The sequence below is a fragment of the Deinococcus betulae genome, from assembly GCF_020166395.1.
GTDB classification, from domain to species: Bacteria; Deinococcota; Deinococci; order Deinococcales; family Deinococcaceae; genus Deinococcus; species Deinococcus betulae.
In genome coordinates, this window is record NZ_JAIQXU010000014.1 from 100,603 (window position 1) to 120,559 (window position 19,957).

Sequence of the window (19,957 nt, forward strand, 5' to 3'; positions counted from 1 at the left end):
TTGAGCGATTGCTCGCGTGAGTGACTGGTCAGTATAAACCCCTCCGGAGCCGCATGTCTGCTGACTTGCGGTTTACATGTGCGTCCACATCTGGCATGGTGGAAGCTATCAGTGTTTTCTGCACACTAGCCCACTGAGGCCGAGGTGCTGCTAACCCCTGCATGTTTCCCGGAGGAATCCATGGCTGAATACTTGTCCCCAGGCGTTTATATCGAAGAATCCCAGAGTGGACCGAGACCCATTGAGGGCATCAGCACCACCACGGCGGCTTTTGTGGGCTTTGCGCCTAACGGTCCGGCCAACACGCCTGTGTTTGTGGCCAACTGGCAGCAGTTCACCGAAATCTTCGGCACCCTGGACGCCAACGGTCGGCGCAGCCCATTCATGGAAGGCGCCTATCTGGCCCAGAGTGTGTACGCCTTTTTCAACAACGGCGGCACACGCTGCTACGTCGTGCGCCTGGTCCCTCAGCAGGGCGACAGCGCAGGCAAGCGCACTGTCGAGGCGGCGCGCCCACTGCAACTGCCCAGCCGGGCCAGCAAAGCAGTGCCCAGCCTGAGCATCGTGGCCAAAGATGGCCGCCAGAGCGACATTCAGATTGAAGTCCTGGCGCCCGACCCCATCAAGCCGCAGGACGCCAAGCCCAAGGACGGCAAGGGCCCGCAAGACCCCGAAGAAGGGCCAGACGGCCTGTTCACCCTGAAAGTCACGCGTAACGACGTCACCGAGACGTTCCCCAACGTCTCGATTGGCAAAAAGCACACGCGCACTGTGGCTGAGGTCGTGAACAAGGAAAGCACCCTAATCACCATCGAAGAGGCCAGCGCCACCGGCCCGCTGGTTGAGCGCGCCCCAGAACTGGGCAGCTACGTGCTACAGGCCGACAGCAACCTCATTGAGCAGCGCCGCGAGATGAAGGGCCAGGATTTCGTGGGCAGCGTGGACAGCCGCAGCGGGATCGAGAGCCTGGAAATCGCTGAGGAAGTCAGTATGATTGCTGTACCTGACCTGATGAGCGCCTACCAGGCCGGTATGATTAACGCCGACGGTGTCAAGGCCGTGCAGCGCGCCCTGATTGACCACTGTGAGCGCAACGCCAACCGCATCGCCCTGCTGGATACCCTGCCGGACCTGACCCCCCAGCAGGCGGTGAAGTGGCGCAACGTGGACACCAACTTCGACTCCAGCTACGCCGCGATGTACTACCCCTGGGTCCGAATTGAGGGGCCAGACGGCTCGCCGATGATGGTGCCGCCCAGCGGCTTTGTGGCGGGGATTTATGCCCGCAGCGACGTGGAACGCGGCGTTCACAAAGCGCCAGCCAACGAAGTGGTGCGCGGCATTCTGGGGCCAGCCATTCAGGTCACCAAGAGCGAGCAGGACATCCTGAACCCCATCGGTGTGAACTGCATCCGCGAGTTCCCTGGCATGGGCGTGCGCGTCTGGGGCGCCCGGACGCTGTCCAGCAATGCCCAGTGGCGCTACGTACCTGTGCGCCGCCTGTTCAACTACGTCGAAAAGAGCATCGAGCGTGGCACCCAGTGGGCCGTCTTTGAGCCCAACGACGAGAACCTGTGGTTCCGCATTCGCCGCGACATCAACTCTTTCCTGAACAGCGTGTGGCGTGACGGCGCGCTGTTCGGCAGCACCCCGCGCGAAGCGTTCTACGTGAAGTGCGATAAGGAACTGAACCCTGACGACCTGCGTGACCGTGGCGTCCTGCAAGTTGAAATTGGTCTGGCCCCCGTGAAACCCGCCGAATTCATCGTCTTCCGCTTCAGTCAGTACGCCGGCGGCGGACAGTAAAGACAGGTTTATGGACAGGCACGTTACACTACGCCTGTCCTGACCGCAAGCCTAACGTCTCTTCCCATTTCTCTTTGGAGGTACAGTCATGACCGCACCCGCATCCAACCGTAAAGACCCTTTGGTGGCCGCCTACTTTAGCGTGCAGTTTGATAACAAAGTCGTTGGTGCCTTCCGTGAATGCACCGGCCTGGGCAGCCAGAGCCAAGTGGTCGAGTACCGCGCCACAGATGAGAAGGGCCGTCCTGTGCTTATTCGTGAGGCGGGTACCATGAAGTACAACGATATCGTGCTGAAGCGCGGCATCACTGACGACATGGATATGTGGACTTGGCGTCAGCAAGTGGAAGAAGGCAAGATGGACGAAGCTCGCCGTAGTGGCACCATTACTCTGCACAATCAAGCTGGCCAGCCCATTGCAGCCTGGACGTTTGATCGCGCCTGGCCTAGTAACCTCAACGGCCCTACTTACGATGCCAAGAGCAACGAAGTGGCGATTGAGGAACTGACCATCACGCACGAGGGCTATAAGCGCGTGCCGGTTGGTGGCTAAAGCCGCTTCCTGTGACTGAAGCGTGAACGAGCTTCCCTTCATGCTGCCCGTCGGACTGTTTACGTCCGACGGGCAGGTTCACCGCAGCGGCGTGATGCGTCTGGCCACTGCACTGGACGAAATCGAACCCCTGGGCGACGCCCGCGTACAGCAGAACGAGGCCTACTATAGCCTTCTTCTGCTAGCCCGCGTGGTCACGCGTCTGGGGCCATTTTCGCCTGTCACGCCTGAAGTGCTGGCGGTGCTGCCTGCCGCTGACTTTGCCCATCTTCAGGCTCTGTACGCTCATCTGAACACCGTGCACCCTGTCAGCTGGTCGGCACCTGCTCCGAGTGTGCTACCTGCAGACAACACCCTGGAAACCGAGTGTCCTCACTGCGGAGCGCTGCTGGAACTTGACCTGACCCAGGAGCTCAGTCCCGCATGAGCGGAGCGCCCCAGCCGTCCCCTGGGGGGGCCACAGCCGCAGTGGGCACCCGTGCAGCGGCGCAGTCCCCCGGCCTGGACCTCGAGGAAGTGGCGCGGCGGGTGTACGCGCTGTTGTTAGAAGATTTGCGGCTTGAGCGTGCCCGCCGCACAGGAGGACAACCATGAGCATCAGGGTCGCCGCCAGTGTTCGCGCTGGTCCGTCTGGAGTTAGCGGGAACGCCCGTATTTCGGCCGGTCCCGTGACTGTCTCTGGCAACTTTGGTCTAGCAACACCTGTGCCGACCACACCTCAGAAAGCTGCTTACGGCATTCTATCTAATCACCGCTATCACGTCGCTATAGACGGCATCGAACATGCGGCCTTTAGTGAGGTCAGCGGGCTTCAGATAGAAACCGAGACCATGGATCACATTGAGGGTGGCGTCAATGACCGGGTCATGCGCCTTCCAGTGCGGTCCAAAATGGGGAACCTGACGCTGAAACGAGGGGTGGTGGCTGGCCAGCAGCTGCTGGAATGGTATTTGGACATCGTCAACGGTTACTTAGATACCCGCAACGTTACCGTCATCGTCTACCAGGCCAAGGGTGATGTGCTGGTGCGCTTTGAGTTCCTTCAGGCCTATCCCGTGAAGTGGAGTGGACCTCAATTCGCCGGCACAGGCGATGCGGTGGCCGTAGAGACCCTGGAACTGGCCCACGCCGGTTTCCTGCAACTCAGCCGCTAACGCCCGCCGCTGCGACCGGCATGCTCCTGTCCAGCGGCGCACAATGGAAAGGAGTTTTGTGAGCATCTTCGACGACCGGCTCCGCCGATTAAAACACGCTTCCCGCATGGCCGTCACTCAACAGGATATCCCGGCGCGGCCCACCGCTCCGGCGTTGCCCTGGCCGGCTCTACCAACCGGCAGGGTCACTCCGCCTGTGAGTGTTTCTGCGCCGCGCCGTGTCGTCGCTCGCCTGGTGACGATGCCACCTACGCCTGCAGAGCCAGTGCTGACGCCCGTTGCACCTGCACCGCCAGCACCTTCGCCGGCCAGCCGTCTGGCAGAGAGGCTGTCTTTCCAGAGTGAACCTGTCCCGCGAACTCCTGACGTAGCAGTGCCACCAGTAAAGGCTCCCGAAGCGTTTTCAAGTGATCCTGTCTGGGAGAGCGAACAGCAAGACCCATATGGAGACACCCAAGAGGCGCTAGAAGCCGGCCTGCTCACGTCACCGCCCGTTCAGGGCATGCCCCCTGCCCCCTGGGCAGCCCCAGAGCCAGACGAGACACCAGTCACACCAGCAGCTCCCCGCCGCGCACTGTCTTTCGCAGAAACTCTAGCCCTTAATCAGCAGCTGGAGACTCTTCAGCCCCGCGATCAGGGTGAGCAGGCTGGAGCTGCCCAGCCGCCTGTTCTCTCTCCGGCGGCGCCTCTGCCCCCAGCAATCTCTGTGGCAAAGCCAGTCGCTCTACCAGAGAGTCGCTCTGCCTCGGCCGAATCCTCTGCAATCCCAGCAGCAAACAGGCCTCAGGCTCAACTGCCTGCCCCTGCACCGCTGACGCCTGAGCGAGAAGCCCCCAGCATCCCAGTTTCGCCGCCAGTGACGGCCACAGCGGCAGAGCCAGCGCACCCACAGCTTTCTCTTCCTGAAGCCCAGTTACCAGCTGTGGACGAAACTCAAGTTACGCCACAGGACGCCCAGAACCTCTCGCAGACGGCGGCTACCACCGAGCCCAGCAATGATTCAGCGATCCTAGCGGAAGAGCCACCTCCTCTGCTGTCTCCCTTAACTGCTGATGTGCGCGCGGCCCACGAGCAGGAGCGCCGCGAACTGGAAGCCCTGCTGCGGGCCACTAACAGCGATATCCCGGTGCGCCTGCCCCGTCGGCCGCGTCCAGTGGTGCCGCCACGTCCAGCCGCACCCCCTGTAGAAGAGAAGGAAGTCAAACCAGCGGCCCCTATTCCAGCCGAGCAGTCGCAGAGCATTCTTGCTCGCCTGAACCGCTACGCAGAACTGGAGGCCAGCGGCGAGGTCAGCGCCTCTATGATTCCGCTGCACCGCATGGAGAGTTGGGACGATCACCACCCAGACCAGAATCTTGCGGCTGAAGCGCAGACCACCGAAACAGCCAGCGAGACGGTAGCCCCAGCACCAGTCTTCTCCAACGCGGCGGTACCGGCCACCCCAGCCCCTACCCGCTTGAAAGCGCGGGCCAGTCGCGCTGGGCACAGTAAGGAGGCCCGCTCAGCTTCCACCCGCCGCAAAGACACGGGCGCTGAGGCCGACGAAGAACCGGACACAGCGCTTCCCCGCGCCGCATCCCCGCCGGGTGAGGCCGTGATGTCAGCCCCCAGCGTGCCTCAACCTGGGCAGCCGCGACAGGCATTTGCTGTTCGACAATCAGATCTAGAGGATGCAGCAGCAGAAAGCAACGACACAGTAGAGCGGCCGCGCTTGCTGACAGCTCCTCTCCAGCTCCCTGAATTGCCATCTCTGGACCGCTCTCCCTTAGATGAGATTGACCTGGTAATGCCTCAGGCCATGTCTCCTGAGCTGGGTGCGCGCGCGTTGACGCGGCAGGAATCAAGCTCTTTCCTCCTCAAGAGGGCACCAGTGGAGCAGCAGCAGCCCCAAATCCGCTCTGCCACTTCAGAGAGTGCACCTCCCCCAGCCCCGATCCGAGGACCAGGCGCGACGTTGCCGGTAGCCCCATTGGCAAAGTCCATGCCCGAGGTGCGAGAGGCCACATCGCTTGAGGACCTGGCACCGCAAGGACAGGAAGAAAGGGCTTCTTTACCTGATCAACTGGCACCGGTGGTTGCCCCTCAGCAAACTATTCCTTCGGCTCCGGTCATAGATGCCGCCATCTCTAAGCCCGTTGGAGCAGTTCAATTTCCACCATCGCTGCCTATAGCTTCACCTACTGCACAGCAACCGACAGTGATCCTGCCCAGCGTGCCACTTTCACGCGCGCTCGAACCACAGTCTGAGGCTTTTACGACGTTCACCGACCCTGTGAAGCCCATGCCTAGGCGCGAATTGGTGGAGGGTGGGTCACCCTTGCCTGAGCCTAAGGCACCTGTGGTGCTGTCAGCTTTTCCAGAGTCCCCTCAGCCAGATCAACCAGACTTGGCAATCTCGCCTCTGCCAGCTCAGCTAACTACAAGCAGTGAGCGCACTGCGCCTCTGGTGGCAGCTCCTACTATACAGACGCCGACACCGCATCTGGCCGTACCGGCAGCAGTCCTCCCGACCTTTACACCGGTGCCACCTCAGCAAGAGTCAGTCCTGGCTCCTCGCCCTACACCGGCCTTAAATGCTCAAGTGTTGGCAGCTGCCGCTTCTCTTCTACCAGCGCCTCTCATTCCCTCTCTTTTCAATGGACAGGAATCAAGGCCTACACCCACAGCTGCGGCGCCTTTGCCGTCTTTGGCTGCTCCCTTCTCGCTGACGCCACCCCACTCAAATGCTGTCCAGCGTGTTGAGGCGCCTGCGCAGAGGGATCACATTCTCCAGACGACACCCAATTTCACGGTGCCTAGCACAAACCCAGGGGATATGGCACCAGAGGCAAAGGCCAGCGCCTCTCTGCCTCTCAGTGCAACTGAGATCTTAGAGCCAGCGCTGACTGCCTGGTCGGCTGGACCCGCGCTGTCAGCACCTCCTCGCCCCAACAGCATTGACTCTGAGTCCTTCAGACCTCAGACCACAGCGCCTCAAGCTTTGGTGATACCGGAATCAAGACCGACGCGGCCTGACTTGGCGCCTCAGCCTGCGGCTCTGTCTCACCCCACTGTGAATGGGCCAACACCAGTGATGCCTGTTCAGCTGCCGCCGTCAGGGGCTGCCCTTTCATCAAAAGCATTGCCCGTTCCAGCTGCCGTACAGACATCAGGCACTCCAGCACTACTCCAGAATGGGCCAGCCAGGTGGAATCCATTAACACCAGCTAGACCTGTTGTAGAGTCAGTCACTCAGCCTGTACTGCCGCAGTTCAGCACCCCAGCTGAGGTGACCAGAACCGAGAGCTTCGGGGCTATGGCACCCGCGATTCAGTGGCCTGCTGCACCGCCTCGCCTTCCTGCTCCTCAGGCAGATGTAGTAGAACCAGGTGGAATCGCAGCTTCAGCCGCCGTCATACTGCCCAGCGTCCCCACCCAGTTTGACAGGGCACAGGCCGTGTTACCTGCCCTGACACCGGCGCTTCAGCCAGTGCTGACGATGCCTGCGTTGGGGCAAGTTAACCCTCAACTGCCAGAACTGGCCACGCTTGGCTCGCCGCCTTCCTCTCTCCCAATTACACCTGTTGCGGTTGCGCCTGTACCTGCGCCTTGGTCTGGGCCACAAATAGCCGAAGCAGTCAAGCCGGGGGCACTGCCCTCTGCATTTCCAGTGGCACCGTCAGATCTAGCAATGCCAGTGCTCAGGACCCCAGTTTTCACTGAGCCGAGCAGGGCCCAGCCGCCTACGACCGAGAGCGGGGCGTCAGCTTTACCAGGAACACCAAGTTTGAGTGCGGTGGCTGGCTCGCCGCTGCTTCCAGTCACACCACCTACCAGCACAAGCTTCGACTCCAGGTGGTCTGCGCCTCAACCAGCGAGGAGTTTGCCAGAAGCCACCTGGCCTGATGTCGGTGGCCTACTTCCGCCAGTGGTCCAGGCGGCCTCACCTGTGGCATCTGGCCTTCTCGCTTTGCCGAACAATGCTGTGGTCTCGCCGGTGAGTCAAACGGCGCCATCTCTGACACCTGTTGCTGCTCCACTAGGTATCCAGCCCATCAGTGCTGGCCCTGCGCTGGGAACGGCCCAGCCCATCATGCCGCCAGCCCCACTTGGGCGGGCGCCGGCTGAAGTCAGACCGCCCCCAGCGCGGCTGGGGCCGCCTACCCTGGGCAAACCCCGCAGCGGTTCACCATTGCCCAGTCAGCCTGTCGTTCCGGGGACTCCGCTAGAGACGCCGGGACAAGCTCCTCTGGCACAGGCCGTGCAGACTGCCTTTCAAAGAGACGGCCACGGTCAGGCCTTCGCACCCAGCGTGCAAGCGGCACTCCAGCGAACGCTGGGCACGGACCTGGGCGACGTGCGCGTGGTGCAGAACGTTCATGTCCCCGCCGCTCTGAAGGCCGCCCAGGCCCACGGCTTAACCGTAGGACAAACAGTGTTTCTGGCCCCAGAGACGCGGCTGGATACGCCAGCTGGTCTGGCCCTAGCGGCCCACGAGGTCACGCACGCGGTCCGGCACACCCGGCCCAACTTTGTCCCCGAAGTGCTACGCCGCGCCGCGCCACAGGCGCAGAGCCATGACGAAGAGGGCGTGGCGCTAGCCACTGAACATGCCGCGCTGCGAGAACACACGACGCGGCCTGATTCGGCCAGCGTAGAGCAGGGCCGTCGAGGAACTCAGGCCAACCGTCTGCCCGGTCTGCCGGCACCCTGGGACGCCATGCCCGTCTGGGATGAACCAGCCGCGGCAAGCACTCGCCATCACACCGCCCCGCCTGCGGCCATGCCCCTGCCAGCTGCACCACCTCCTCAGGCTGGGCCTACCCCCTGGGCACATGCGGCCGCCGCAGACCGCCCAGCCCCCAGCAGCGCGCCGCCGCCTGCGGCTAGCACCCCTTCGGTGGGCCGGCGCGTGGCACCCACGCCGCAGGTGGACCTGGATCAGGTGGCGCGCGAGGTATATGCCCGCCTGCGTGACCGGCTGGGCGCCGAACTGCGCCGACTGTAAAGCCACAAGAGGAGCGCCCCACCGTTCTGGCTGGGGCGCTCCTTCTAATTCGGTTTACTTCAGGCCGTTGGCCACGGCTTTGGCCAGCGTTCCCTGCGCATCGTCGCCGTCCAGGGACCAGGCCATGGCGCCGCCCAGACCCTTCTGCTTGATGTAGGCCATCTTGGTGGCAATGACTTCGGGGTCGTCATAGCTCCAGAAGGTCGTGCCGTCGAACTTCCACATCTGCTTGGTCACGGGATCGCGGTAGATCGTGCCAGGGGCAGTTTTCAGGACCTTGAAGTCCTCGTAGCCCGCTTCATAGGTGCCGCGCGCCGCGCCAGTGGCCCGCTGGTACAGGCCGCTATTGGCATTCGTCACGCCCGTCCAGCCCCGTCCATAGAAGGGCACACCAATCACCAGTTTGTTGGCGGGCATACCAGCGTTCAGGAACGCCGTGACTGCTGTATCCACCGAGTAATTCTTGGTGACACCTGTCCCAGGATCGTTGGGGCTGGGGTACAGGTTCGAGTGAAAGTTGGTGGGACCGGTGGCGTCCCAGGCGCCCCGGAAGTCATACGACATGATGTTTACCCAGTCCACGGCGTTCTTGTAGGCGGCCGGGTCCTGGTTGGCAATCTTGTCGGCGCCGCCGGGCGCGGCGATGGTCAGCAGTAGCCCCGACTTGTAAGCGTCAAGCTGACGGCGGAATTCTTGCAGCAGCAGCGTGAAGTTCTGCTTGTCCTGCGGGCTGACCGAGTTGGTGGGCAAGCCGCCGCCGCCGGGGTATTCCCAGTCGATGTCGATGCCGTCGAAGACGCCCGCCGCTGCCCCAGGGCCGCCCGCACCGTCGGCCACCGGCAGATTGCCCTTGATGTAAACGTCAATGCAGGAGCTGACCAGTGCCTTGCGAGAAGCGTCGGTCAGGGCCGCCGTGCTGAAGTGCTTGCTCCAGGTCCAGCCGCCCAGCGAAATCAGCACCTTGAGGCCGGGGTACTTGGCCTTAAGCTTCTTGAGCTGGTTGAAGTTGCCCTTGAGTGGCTGGTTCCAGACATCGGCCACGCCGTCCACGCTGGTCGCGGTGTCAAAGGACTTCCCGTAATCGGCAAAGCCGTCGCCGCCGTCGCCATTGCCGCTCTCGGCGCGGGTCACGATGTTGCAGCGGTAGGTGCCGCCCTCGTTGTAGATGTTGCCGAAGGCGTAATTGATGTGCGTCAGGGTGGCGGCTGTGCCACTGGTGTCCATCGTCTTGACCTGATAGTTCCGCTGATAGATCCCCCACTGGGTAAAGTACCCGACGCGCTTATAGCCGCCTGTGTTGGGTGGGGGGTTGGAGCCGATGCTGACGGTCACGCTGCTAGAGGCGGTGTTGGTGTTGCCAGCGGCATCGAAGGCTTTGGCGCTGTAGCTGCGGCTCCCGTTGTTGGCACTCGTCACCGCCTCCGACGCCGTGAACGGCGCCGTCGTATCAGTGCTCAGCAGCCGCGTGCCCTGATAAAACTCCACCTTCGTCACCCCCACGTTGTCCGACGCTGTGGCCGTGAGCGTCACGTTCCCGGCACTCGTCACCGTCCCTGGACTGGCGCTGAGACTCACGGTGGGGGCGGTGGTGTCACCGCCCGGGGGTGGGGTGGTCGTGCCCGCACAGCTGGCGCCATTGAGGGTGCAGGTGTTGACGCCCGTGAGTTGCCCAGAGCCGTCATAGCCGATGGTGACACTGCCACCGGCGGGGATGGTGGCGCCGCCCCAGGCGTTGGGGGTGATGGTGTACAGACCACTGCTGTCTTTGGTGATGCTGCCGCCCGCACCCCAAGCGCTGCTGCCGGCAGCAGCGTTGCCATTGAACTTGAACTTGAGGGTCCAGCCGGTGATGGCGCTGGGGCCCGGGTTGGTGAGGGTGATGCGGCCGGTGAAGCCCGTGTCCCAGGTCCCCGTGCTGTCAAACGTCGCGGTGGGCCCCGTGGCCTGGGCCTGTAGGGTGGCCTGGTGCGCCACCGGCGCCTGCGTCCCACACGATCCAAGGGCCAATGTCAGGGCCAGAAGGGCTGTAAACCGAGCAGCAGTCTTGTGCATACCTCACCTCAAAGGGGTTGAACGGGAACGGCACACCGGGGTCTTTCGTTTTGTGGACAGTCGCATCATGCAAATATTTTTTCAGGATGTCAAGAAGGAAGAATAATTTTTTTCATACCTCAGCCGGTCGGCTGCTTCGAGTCTTTTGAGGAAGAGCAAAGCAGGAGGAAGAACTGAAGAGCAACAGCGCTCAAGCTGGCGCTGAGCAGGAAAACGACTGCCTCCTAAGAGAAGTTTTTTGCTGTTGGACAGCATCCGAAAGCCATCGCGGCGCATGAAGCCCCACGCGATTCGCCAGACCTGAAAATTCCCGCCTGGATTTTTCAGGATTTGACAAAAATAATTTTCATCCCTAAGCTGTCTTTATCAAACTCACTGCCGACCCCAGGCCAAGGAGGCCCATGAGTCAAACGCTCTCACGCCCCGCCCACACGCAGGGAGCCATTAGCCGTATTCGGCTACACGCCCACAGCCTCTCGCCTTCTCTCAAACAAGTCGCCGACCACGTCCTGCGTGACGCTGAAACCGTGCTCCATCAGACGATTACCGAACTGGCTTCGTCGGCGGGCGTAGGGGAAGCCACCATCACCCGGCTGTGCCGCAAGCTGGATTTTGCTGGCTTTCACGCCTTCAAAATTGCTCTGGCTGCCGATGTGGCCGGGCGCGATACAGCCCCCGAGAATGTCAGCGGCGCCGACCTGACGGGCCACACCGCCCGCCTGGTCAAGCAAAGCGCCCTGACGTTGGAAGACACCGGCCGCCTCCTTGACCCCGCTGTAATTGAAGCGGTGGCCGACCAGCTGGCCCGCGCGCCACGGGTGGACATGACCGGCCAGGGCAATTCAGGGTTGGTGGCGCAGCTGTTTGCGCACCGCCTGCTGCGCCTGGGCATCACGGCTGTGGCCCACACCGACCCGCATGTGGCGGCCGTCAGCATCTCCACCCTGCCGCGCGGCGGCGTGGTGATCGGCCTGACCAGTTCGGGCAGCACCATTGACACCGTGCAGCACCTGCGCCTGGCCCAGAGCCACGGCCACTACACCGTCGCCATTACCCACCGGGCCAGTTCACCCGTGACCCGCTACGCCAGCAAGGTGCTGTTTACCTCGCGCCAGGAAGAGCCCCTGACCGACGCCGTGCTGGACACCCTGATGTCCCAGACGCTGGTGCTGGAAGTGCTGTACGCCGCCCTGCTCGCCCGCCGCCCCGAGGCCGCCGCCGTTCTGCGCGTCACGGCCGAGAGTGTGGTCGAGAAAAAGTATTAAGTTCCCCTGCCTGTCACGTCCCCCAAGGAGACTGCCATGAAACGTACCCTGACCGTTCTGACCCTCAGCCTCGGCCTCTCGGCGCTGTCCAGCGCAAACGCGCAGACCACCACGGTCACGTTCTGGACGTGGTATCTGAGCCCCAAGTTTGACAGCTACATCAAGTCCACGATTGCCGCCTTCGAAAAGGCCAACCCGACCATCAAGGTGCAGTGGTTCGACAAGCAGGACTCGATGATGCAGGACTTTGTGGCGGCGGTGAACCTGGGGAACGCCCCCGACGTGGTCAACCTGAACATTGACGAAACCCAGAAGGCCGCCCAGAACGGCTTCCTGGCCGCCGCCAGCGACCTGACCCCCGCCGCCACCCTGAGCCGCACCTTCTACGGCCAGAGCCTGAAGAACTTCACCTCGGGCAGCAAGGTCTACGCCTACCCCTGGTACGGCTGGCTGAACGAGGGCGTGCTGCTGTACAACCCCGACCTGCTGCAAAAAGCCGGCCTGAGCCGCGCGCCCCGCTCCACCAGCGAACTGCTGACCTACGCCAAGACGGTCAAGGACAAGACCGGCGCCTACGCCTGGGTGCCGGCCCTGAAAGACCCCAACACCGCGTCGTTCCTGGGGTACTTCTACGCCGAGGGCTTGCCCATCTACGCCGCCGACGGCAAGGCCATGTTCAACAGCGCCCAGCACGCCGCGCTGCTCAACCAGTTCGTCACGCTGTACCGCGGCGGCTACATCCCGGAAGACGCCGTGCGCCGTGAGGCCTTCCAGCTGGCGACCGAGTTGTACGCCCAAAACCGCGTGGCCATGATCGTGGGTGGCCCGCAGGCCCTGACCCGCATCAAGGACACCAACCCCAGCCTGTACGCCAAGACCGTGGTGACCGAAGCCCCCGTGGGCAAAGCCAACGTGCAGACCGGCGGCAGCATGGGCCTGGTAGTCCCCAAGGCCAGCAAGAACCCGCAGGCCGCCGCCAAACTGGCCGCCTTCTTCACGAACAACGCCAACCAGCTGGCCTTCGCCAAGGTGGTGCCGGTCGTGCCCACCACCCTGGGGGCCCAGACCAGCGTGCAGTTCAAAGTGACCAGTCAGGACCCCGTTGCCAAGGCCACCGGCCTGGTCGGCGCTTCGGGCCGCTTTATCAACCCCGGCTACAAGGCGCCCGGCAACAGCGACGACCTGTACAAGAACTTCAATGACAACATCGAGGCCGCGCTGCTGGGCAAAAAGAGCGCGCAGCAGGCCCTGAACGACTCGGTGACGTACTGGAACGCCAACATGAAGAAGTAACCCTCTGAGGTGGCCCTGCAGCCACCCAGAGCCGGAGCGGCCGCGCCGCCCACCCGCTCTTCAAGGCCCGCTCGATTTCCGGGCGGGCCGGTTTGTTTCCCTGGCCCCCGGTCCCTCCCCTCTTTGCAAAGGACGTTGCCCCATGCGAGTTTCCTGGCGTTCCACGCTGCTGTCGTACACCTTCTTGGCCCCGGCCCTGGTACTGCTGGCGGTGTTTACCTTCTACCCTCTGTTGTACGGCTCTTACCTGGGCTTCACGGAATACAACGGCGCGCGCTTTGCGAACGGGCTGGCCCCGAAGTGGGTGGGCACCGACAATTTCGAGAAGCTGTTTGCCGACCCCCTGTTTCTCACGGCCCTGAAAAACAGCGTGAAATACCTGCTGGTGGTGCCGGCCCTGCAACTGGGGGCGCTGGCCGTGGCGGTGCTGGTGAACAAGCAACTGCCGGGTATGGCGATTTTCCGGGCGGGGTATTACGTGCCGGTGGTGACGTCCGTGTCGCTGGCGGCGGTCATGTGGGAGTGGGTCTTTAACCGCGAGGGCACCCTGAACTGGCTGCTGCGCTCGCTGGGCCTGACGTCCACCGAGTCGCAGTTTGGCTGGCTGAACTCGGAGGCCTGGGCCTTCTGGGCGGTCATGCTGGTGACCTTCTGGCGCGGCTTTGGGTACTACATGGTGCTGTATCTGGCTGGCCTGCAAACCATTCCTGAAGAACTGGAGGAAGCGGCGGTGCTGGACGGCGCCAGTGCGTGGCAGCGGTTCTGGCGCATCACGGTGCCACTCATGCGGCCCACCATCCTGCTGTGTACCCTGCTGTCCACCATTGCGGCGCTGCGGGTGCTGGAAGAAGTGCTGGTGCTGACCAACGGCGGCCCCCTCAACTCCACTTACACCGCCCTGATGTACGTCTACGCCAAGGCCTTCCAGGGCTTTGACTTCGACTACGGCCTGGCCAGTGCGGCCGGCCTGGTGGTGGCGGCCGTGGCGCTGCTGCTCTCGGCCGTGAACTTCCGGCTGTTTCACCGCCCCGAGGAGGAGCAGGCATGAAGCGGCTTCTATTTGCGGCCCAGAGGCCTTACCGGATAACCCCCTCCGCGCCCGACCTCTCTGCCGCTCTGCTCTCGTGCTTCTCAACTTGCTCTGCTCGACTTGAAGGGCGACAGGGCGCCCCTCAACCGGAGTTCTTATGAGCCTGACTGCTGCGTCCCCCGCCCAGACGGCCCACCGCCCGGTGGCCTGGCGCAAACCCGCCCGGCTGGCCCTGCGCTACGCCCTGCTGCTGCTGATTCTGGTGTTTGCCCTGTTCCCGTTCATCTGGACACTGGCCATCGCCCTGACAGACAAGACGGCAGGGACCTCCATCTACGCCTTTCCGGCCAGCCTGCTGCCCAAGCGCGTGACCCTGTACAACTTTGCCGATGTGTTCCGGACCTTTAGCCTGGGCAAAGCGCTGTGGAATTCGGTGTCCATTACCGCGATGACGGTGGTGGGCACCCTGCTGGTCTCTGCCCTGGCCGCCTACCCGCTGGCCCGGTTCCGCTTTCCAGGCCGCAACCTGATTTTCGGAGCGATTCTGGCGACCCTGGTGCTGCCCTCGGAAACCACCTTTATCGTCAACACCCTGACGCTGAAGAACCTGGGCCTGCTGGGCACCCATCTGGGCGTGGCCATTCCCACGATTGCCGGGGCGTTCGGTATCTTCCTGATGCGCCAGGCATTCCTGGCGGTACCGGTCGCCCTGCTGGAAGCCGCGCGGCTGGACGGCGCCAGCGAGTTGGGCATCCTGTGGCGCATCATGCTGCCGCTGACCAAACCCTCCCTGGCGGCCCTGGGCATCTTTACCACCGTGACCACCTGGAACGCCTATTTCTGGCCCATGCTGGTGCTGTCCGGCGCGCCTGATAAAGCACCCCTGGCCGTGGCCGTGCTGAAACTCAAGGGGCAATTCAATTACGACCCGTTCAACATTGCCGCTGGGGCCATCATCATGATGCTGCCAGTGCTGATCGTATTCCTGGCTGCCCAGAAGCTGTTCCTGCGCGGCATGGAAGGAGCCGTGAAATGACTGAGGCCAAGCCCACTGTCCGCCGGGACGACGTGACCCTGCCCCCTGCCGAGCCTGTGATGCTGCGCGAGGCCAGAGAAGCCCCCGAGGTGGTGGCCCGCCAGGCCGCCGACGCGGATGTGGCCCGCGTGGCCCGGCAGATTGCCGACTTTGGCCCCTCCTTTGTGGTGACGCTGGCACGCGGCTCGTCAGACCACGCCGCAACCACGCTGCGCTACGGCCTGGAGACACATCTGCGTCTGCCCGTGGTCAGCGCGGCGCCCAGTGTGGCCGGGGTGTACCACGCCGACGTGAGTTACCGGGGCGCGCTGGTGCTGGCCATCAGCCAGTCAGGCGGCAGCCCCGATCTGGTCGAAACGCTGGCCCAGGCCCGCCGGGGCGGCGCCCTGACCTGCGCGCTGGTGAATACGCCTGGCAGCCCGCTGGCCCACGCCGCCGACCTCGTGCTGCCGCTGCACGCCGGCGAGGAACGTGCGGTGGCCGCCACGAAAAGCTATCTGGCCGCCCTGACGCTGGGCGCGCGCCTGCTGCACGCCTGGCGCCCCGACGATCACCTGGGCGCGGCGCTGGACGGCCTGCCTGGGGCGCTGCGGGCCGTGCTGGCGCAGGAGGACCGGGCGCGGCAGGCGGCCCTGCGGCTGACGGGCGATCAGCCCACCCTGGTGCTGGGGCGCGGGCTGCACAGCGGCGTGGCCGCCGAAGCCGCGCTGAAGTTGCAGGAGACAGCGGGCGTGGCGGCCCTGGCCTTCTCGACCGCCGAGTTTGCCCACGGACCCGCCCGGCTGGCCGAACCCGGCACGCCGGCGCTGTTCTTTCAGGGCCGCGACGCCACCGCGCCGTTCACGGCGGCCAGCCTGGAGACGCTGCGCGGCTACGGCGCCAAGGTCACCCTGATTGGCGACAATGCCGCCGGGCAGGCCGCCGACCTGCCCACCCAGCCCACCGGCCACCCCCTGACGGACCCGGCAGTCTCGGCGCTGGCCGCGCAGCTGCTGATCGCCCACGCCGCTGTCGCACGCGGCGAGAACCCCGATGCCCCGCCCCGCCTGGCGAAAGTGACGCGCACGGTATGACCCACCCAGCCCGTACGCTCATGGTGGACCTCCCCGGCCCCACCCTCACCCCGGACCTGGCCCGCTGGCTGCGCGCCCTGAACCCCGGCGGCGTGTGCCTGTTTGCCCGCAACATCACCACGCCAGAAGCCACCGCGCAGCTGGTAGCAGACATCCGGGACGCGCTGGAACGGGGCGCCCTGGTGGCCACCGACCAGGAGGGCGGCGCGGTGCTGCGCCGCCTGGACGGCCCGCAGCCGCCCACGCCGCAGGGGCTGGGGGTGCTGGACGATCCCCAGGCCGCCTTTGAGGCGGGGGCGCTGGCAGCGCGGGGCCTGCTAGAACTGGGCATCAACTGGAATTACGCCCCCAGCCTGGACGTGAACATTGACCCACTGAACCCAGTGATCGGCGAGCGTTCCTTCGGCACTGACCCGGCGCGGGTAGCGGCCCTGGGCGTGGCCTGGGCGCTGGGCAGCGAATCGGCAGGTGTCCTCAGTGCCGTTAAGCATTTTCCAGGGCACGGCGATACGCGCGTGGACAGCCACCTGGCCCTGCCCGTGGTGAACAAGAGCCGCGCGGCGCTGGAGGCCTGCGAGTGGGTGCCGTTCCGGGCGGCGGTGCAGGCGGGGGTGGGCAGCGTGATGACCGCGCATATCCTGTATCCCGCCCTGGACCCGGAGCGCCCAGCGACCCTCTCGCCGGCCCTGCTGGACGGCCTGCTGCGTCAGGAATGGGGCTACAGCGGCATCGTCGTGACGGACGCGATGGACATGAAAGCCGTGGCCGACCGTTACCCAGCCGGGCAGGGCGCCGCTCTGGCGCTGACGGCCGGCGCCGACGCCGTGCTGGTGTGCGGGCACGGCGACCAGAGCCTGCACGACCTTCACGCGCGCGCACTGGAACGGGCCTTACAAGGAGGCACCCTGAGCGCACAGCGCGTGGAAGCCGCCGTCACGCGTCTGAGTCAGGCAGAGGCGCGCTTTCCGGGTGCGCGGCGCCTGATCAGCGCCGCGCAGCGCCAGCAGGATGAAGCCGCCACCCTGCGGTGGGCGACGGGCGCCCTAGAACGCCAGGGGCCGCTGCCCACCCTTGACCCGGCGGCGCCCGTTCTGCTGTTTGCGCCCGCCGAGAGTGAGCTGGGCGGTCCCTACGGCGATTTTCTGAGCGGCGAGGCGCTGGCAGCGGCGCTGCGCCCAGCGTTGCCCCATCTTCAAAGTGCGGTCATTGAGGATGCAGAGGCCACGGCGGCTCTGCTCGCCCGCTTTCCCAGCGCCCCGGCCCTGCTGGCCACCACTGGCCGCTGGGGGATACCGGACACCACCGTGGCCCTGGCGGCACGCCTGGCCACCCGCCGCGCCCCGGCGGTTCACCTGGCCCTGTGGTCGCCCGACGCCGCGGCGCAGCTGCCTTTGCCTGCATTGGTCACGCACGGATTCCGGCGGGCGCACTTGCAGGCGGCGGTGGACGCCCTGCTGGGCTCAGGGCAGACTGCGCCGGTCTAGTCGGGGGCAAACGCCACCTCTACGCCCTCAGCCTGTTCACTCCTCTTTACCTTTAGCGCCTGTCAGCCTTCCGCTGGCAGGCGCTGTTCCTGCTTCTTTCCACAGGAGCAGGTGCTACCATCGGCGCAATCCAAACGAGTGTTCTGGCCCACCTGCGGCCACCGGAGGTTGCCCATGCGAACCCGCCTGACCCTGACTGTCCTTCTTGCCTGCACCTGCACCGCCCTGGCCGACGTGCGGGTGGGCGTCATTGTGTCCTCGACCGGCCCGGCGGCCAGCCTGGGCATTCCCGAGCGCAACACCGTGGCCCTGCTGCCCCAGACCATCGGCGGACAGAAGGTTGTGTACACCATCCTCGACGACGCCTCTGACACCACGGCGGCCGTGACCAACACCCGCAAACTCATCCAGGAGAACAAGGTGGACCTGATTATCGGGACCACCACCACGCCCGCCTCGCTGGCCATGATTGACGTGGTGGCCGAGGCGAAGGTGCCTCTGATCAGTCTGGCCGCCAGCGAGGGCATCATCAAGCCTGTGGACGCCAAGCGGCAGTGGGTGTTCAAGACCCCCCAGACCGACGCCCTGATGGCGGCGGCCATCGTCCAGCATATGCAGCAGAACAAGATTAAAACGGTGGGTTACATCGGCTTTAACGACGCCTACGGCGAAGGCTGGCTGGCCGAACTGAAACGCAGCGCGGCGGCGCGCGGCATTCGCGTGGTGGCCGAGGAACGCTACGGGCGCAGCGACACTAGTGTGACCGGCCAGATTCTGAAAATCGTGGCGGCCCGCCCCGACGCGGTGTTGATTGGCGCTTCTGGCGTGCCGGCCGTGCTGCCCCAAAAAACCCTGAATGACCGAGGCTACAGCGGCAAGATTTACCAGACGCACGGGGTCGCCAACGCCGACTTTCTGCGGGTAGGCGGCAAGGATGTCGAGGGCGCCATTCTGCCCGCCGGCCCGGTGCTGGTGGCAGACCAGCTGCCCGACAGTAGCCCCAGCAAGCGCGTGGGCCTGAATTACATGTCGCTGTACGAAAGCCGCTACGGCAAAGACAGCGTGTCCACATTTGGTGCTCACATGTGGGACGCCGGCCTGCTGATGCAAAAAGCCATTCCGGTGGCCCTCAAGCGGGCCAAGCCCGGCACCGCCGAATTTCGTGACGCCCTGCGGGACGCCCTGGAAGCCACCCGCAACGTGATCGGGTCGCACGGCATCTTCAACCTTTCGGCGACTGACCATCTGGGCCTGGACGCCCGCAGCCGCGTCATGGTGCAGGTCGTGAACGGCACCTGGAAACTGCTGAAATAGGGCGGGGCTAATCCCGGTCAGGCACCACCTGAACGCTTCTGAGGCCTGTCTAACGCGGCCTCATCGCCAGGCACCCGTCCGCATTGGGCAGGTGCCTGGAAGTTGTCGAACTCATGGATTGACCGTGCCGCATGTGCGGCAGCTCGGCCCCCTTGAATGTGGCAAGATGCCAAACAATGAATCGCCACGACCAGGCCAACGCCGACCAGATTGCCTGGCTGCACGCTGCGTTGACCGCTGCGACATCCACTGAATCTGAGTCGGCGGTTCCCGGACAACGCCCTTGTGCTCAAGTCGCCCTGGATGGGGCGCTTGGAACAGGCCCAGCACTCGAACAGAGGCAGCCAGAGACGTAAGCCAATGCCCTGGGCTGCCCCGCTTGCCGGATAGAGTGACCATACAGCGCAGATGTCATCGTGATGAGCGCTCACCTGGCTGGACTGATGACTGCCGGGCAAACGGCACAGGCCTGGCGGCACATACCAAGAAAACGAGCAGAATGTAGGGAGCAGGCGCACTGGTTATTTCTGGTGAATGCTACTGAGCAGCGGCGATTGGAGATTCACAATGAAGAGCCTCCGCCTATGCTTCAGTGCTGGGCGTGGGCTCTAGGCCATGCAGTTTCCTAAAGACATTTATTGATCAAAGCGCAGGTTTGCATAGATTTCTGAGCCACTGAGGGCGCTCCAGACAAATTGAAACTGGCCAAGTGTAGAGAGTGTCAAGGCGAACCTATACAGTTATCAATAGGCCTCCATAAGTGGCTATTCATTAACATTTTCAGCTTTCGTACTGATGAACACACTCTGCCCCGCAGCCGGCGCCGAGTCATCGGCCATCGGCATTAATTGGTAGTTCTACTCCACTTGATCTGAAGGAAAGAGAGTCAGCACAGGCCAGAGTTCATGAT

The 19,957-nt window shown here is 64.0% G+C and carries 14 protein-coding genes; 13 read left to right on the plus strand and 1 reads right to left on the minus strand.

Going from position 1 to position 19,957, the window contains the following annotated elements; genetic code table 11:
• Window positions 1-180: 180 nt before the first annotated feature.
• From K7W42_RS11955 to K7W42_RS11980, 6 genes are all read left to right on the plus strand, one after another.
• Window positions 181-1,806: a phage tail sheath family protein gene (locus tag K7W42_RS11955; protein WP_157457668.1), complete on the plus strand. Its 1,626-nt coding sequence runs from the start codon at window positions 181-183 to the stop codon at window positions 1,804-1,806.
• An 88-nt stretch (window positions 1,807-1,894) separates the two neighbouring features.
• Entirely contained in the window at window positions 1,895-2,359 is a 465-nt protein-coding gene (locus tag K7W42_RS11960; RefSeq protein WP_224574912.1) for a phage tail protein, read from the plus strand.
• Window positions 2,360-2,381: 22 nt separating this feature from the next.
• The gene (locus K7W42_RS11965; protein ID WP_224574913.1) at window positions 2,382-2,786 is read left to right on the plus strand and encodes a hypothetical protein; all 405 of its coding nucleotides are present in this window, start codon (window positions 2,382-2,384) and stop codon (window positions 2,784-2,786) included.
• The gene (locus K7W42_RS11970; RefSeq protein WP_224574914.1) at window positions 2,783-2,953 is read left to right on the plus strand and encodes a hypothetical protein; all 171 of its coding nucleotides are present in this window, start codon (window positions 2,783-2,785) and stop codon (window positions 2,951-2,953) included. Before K7W42_RS11965 ends, K7W42_RS11970 begins: the two co-directional genes overlap by 4 nt.
• Window positions 2,950-3,513 carry a phage tail protein gene (locus K7W42_RS11975; RefSeq protein WP_224574915.1) on the plus strand — a complete coding sequence of 188 codons (564 nt, stop codon included), beginning with the start codon at window positions 2,950-2,952 and terminating at the stop codon, window positions 3,511-3,513. The genes K7W42_RS11970 and K7W42_RS11975 overlap by 4 nt, the downstream gene beginning before the upstream one ends.
• Before the next feature lie 4,240 nt (window positions 3,514-7,753).
• Window positions 7,754-8,500 carry an eCIS core domain-containing protein gene (locus tag K7W42_RS11980; protein WP_224574916.1) on the plus strand — a complete coding sequence of 249 codons (747 nt, stop codon included), beginning with the start codon at window positions 7,754-7,756 and terminating at the stop codon, window positions 8,498-8,500.
• Window positions 8,501-8,554: 54 nt separating this feature from the next.
• Here K7W42_RS11980 and K7W42_RS11985 read toward each other — a convergent pair whose 3' ends face one another.
• Complete coding sequence (locus K7W42_RS11985) at window positions 8,555-10,552, minus strand: glycosyl hydrolase family 18 protein (RefSeq protein WP_224574918.1); 1,998 nt, start codon at window positions 10,550-10,552, stop codon at window positions 8,555-8,557.
• Window positions 10,553-10,953: 401 nt separating this feature from the next.
• On the opposite strand from K7W42_RS11985, the gene K7W42_RS11990 reads away from it, so the two are divergent.
• The 7 genes from K7W42_RS11990 (at window position 10,954) to K7W42_RS12020 (ending at window position 19,047) form a co-directional block, all read left to right on the plus strand.
• Complete coding sequence (locus K7W42_RS11990; RefSeq protein WP_224574919.1) at window positions 10,954-11,817, plus strand: MurR/RpiR family transcriptional regulator; 864 nt, start codon at window positions 10,954-10,956, stop codon at window positions 11,815-11,817.
• A 36-nt stretch (window positions 11,818-11,853) separates the two neighbouring features.
• Window positions 11,854-13,110: an ABC transporter substrate-binding protein gene (locus K7W42_RS11995; protein ID WP_224574920.1), complete on the plus strand. Its 1,257-nt coding sequence runs from the start codon at window positions 11,854-11,856 to the stop codon at window positions 13,108-13,110.
• A gap of 142 nt (window positions 13,111-13,252) precedes the next feature.
• Window positions 13,253-14,158, plus strand: a complete 906-nt coding sequence (locus K7W42_RS12000; RefSeq protein ID WP_157457672.1) for a carbohydrate ABC transporter permease — start codon at window positions 13,253-13,255, stop codon at window positions 14,156-14,158.
• 139 nt (window positions 14,159-14,297) lie between these two features.
• Window positions 14,298-15,176 carry a carbohydrate ABC transporter permease gene (locus tag K7W42_RS12005; RefSeq protein WP_224574921.1) on the plus strand — a complete coding sequence of 293 codons (879 nt, stop codon included), beginning with the start codon at window positions 14,298-14,300 and terminating at the stop codon, window positions 15,174-15,176.
• The gene (locus K7W42_RS12010; RefSeq protein ID WP_224574922.1) at window positions 15,173-16,249 is read left to right on the plus strand and encodes an SIS domain-containing protein; all 1,077 of its coding nucleotides are present in this window, start codon (window positions 15,173-15,175) and stop codon (window positions 16,247-16,249) included. Before K7W42_RS12005 ends, K7W42_RS12010 begins: the two co-directional genes overlap by 4 nt.
• Window positions 16,246-17,733 carry a glycoside hydrolase family 3 N-terminal domain-containing protein gene (locus tag K7W42_RS12015; protein ID WP_224574923.1) on the plus strand — a complete coding sequence of 496 codons (1,488 nt, stop codon included), beginning with the start codon at window positions 16,246-16,248 and terminating at the stop codon, window positions 17,731-17,733. The genes K7W42_RS12010 and K7W42_RS12015 overlap by 4 nt, the downstream gene beginning before the upstream one ends.
• Window positions 17,734-17,907: 174 nt before the next feature.
• Window positions 17,908-19,047: an ABC transporter substrate-binding protein gene (locus K7W42_RS12020; protein ID WP_224574924.1), complete on the plus strand. Its 1,140-nt coding sequence runs from the start codon at window positions 17,908-17,910 to the stop codon at window positions 19,045-19,047.
• Window positions 19,048-19,957 lie beyond the last annotated feature (910 nt).

Excerpts from the sequence above, each read along its gene's own strand:
- K7W42_RS11990 (WP_224574919.1), top strand. The coding sequence starts at position 10,954 with ATGAGTCAAACGCTCTCACGCCCCGCCCACACGCAGGGAGCCATTAGC.
- K7W42_RS11995 (WP_224574920.1), top strand. The coding sequence starts at position 11,854 with ATGAAACGTACCCTGACCGTTCTGACCCTCAGCCTCGGCCTCTCGGCG.
- K7W42_RS12020 (WP_224574924.1), top strand. The coding sequence starts at position 17,908 with ATGCGAACCCGCCTGACCCTGACTGTCCTTCTTGCCTGCACCTGCACC.
- K7W42_RS12010 (WP_224574922.1), top strand. The coding sequence starts at position 15,173 with ATGACTGAGGCCAAGCCCACTGTCCGCCGGGACGACGTGACCCTGCCC.
- K7W42_RS12015 (WP_224574923.1), top strand. The coding sequence starts at position 16,246 with ATGACCCACCCAGCCCGTACGCTCATGGTGGACCTCCCCGGCCCCACC.
- K7W42_RS12000 (WP_157457672.1), top strand. The coding sequence starts at position 13,253 with ATGCGAGTTTCCTGGCGTTCCACGCTGCTGTCGTACACCTTCTTGGCC.
- K7W42_RS11985 (WP_224574918.1), bottom strand. The coding sequence starts at position 10,552 with ATGCACAAGACTGCTGCTCGGTTTACAGCCCTTCTGGCCCTGACATTG.
- K7W42_RS11975 (WP_224574915.1), top strand. The coding sequence starts at position 2,950 with ATGAGCATCAGGGTCGCCGCCAGTGTTCGCGCTGGTCCGTCTGGAGTT.
- K7W42_RS12005 (WP_224574921.1), top strand. The coding sequence starts at position 14,298 with ATGAGCCTGACTGCTGCGTCCCCCGCCCAGACGGCCCACCGCCCGGTG.
- K7W42_RS11970 (WP_224574914.1), top strand. The coding sequence starts at position 2,783 with ATGAGCGGAGCGCCCCAGCCGTCCCCTGGGGGGGCCACAGCCGCAGTG.
- K7W42_RS11960 (WP_224574912.1), top strand. The coding sequence starts at position 1,895 with ATGACCGCACCCGCATCCAACCGTAAAGACCCTTTGGTGGCCGCCTAC.
- K7W42_RS11955 (WP_157457668.1), top strand. The coding sequence starts at position 181 with ATGGCTGAATACTTGTCCCCAGGCGTTTATATCGAAGAATCCCAGAGT.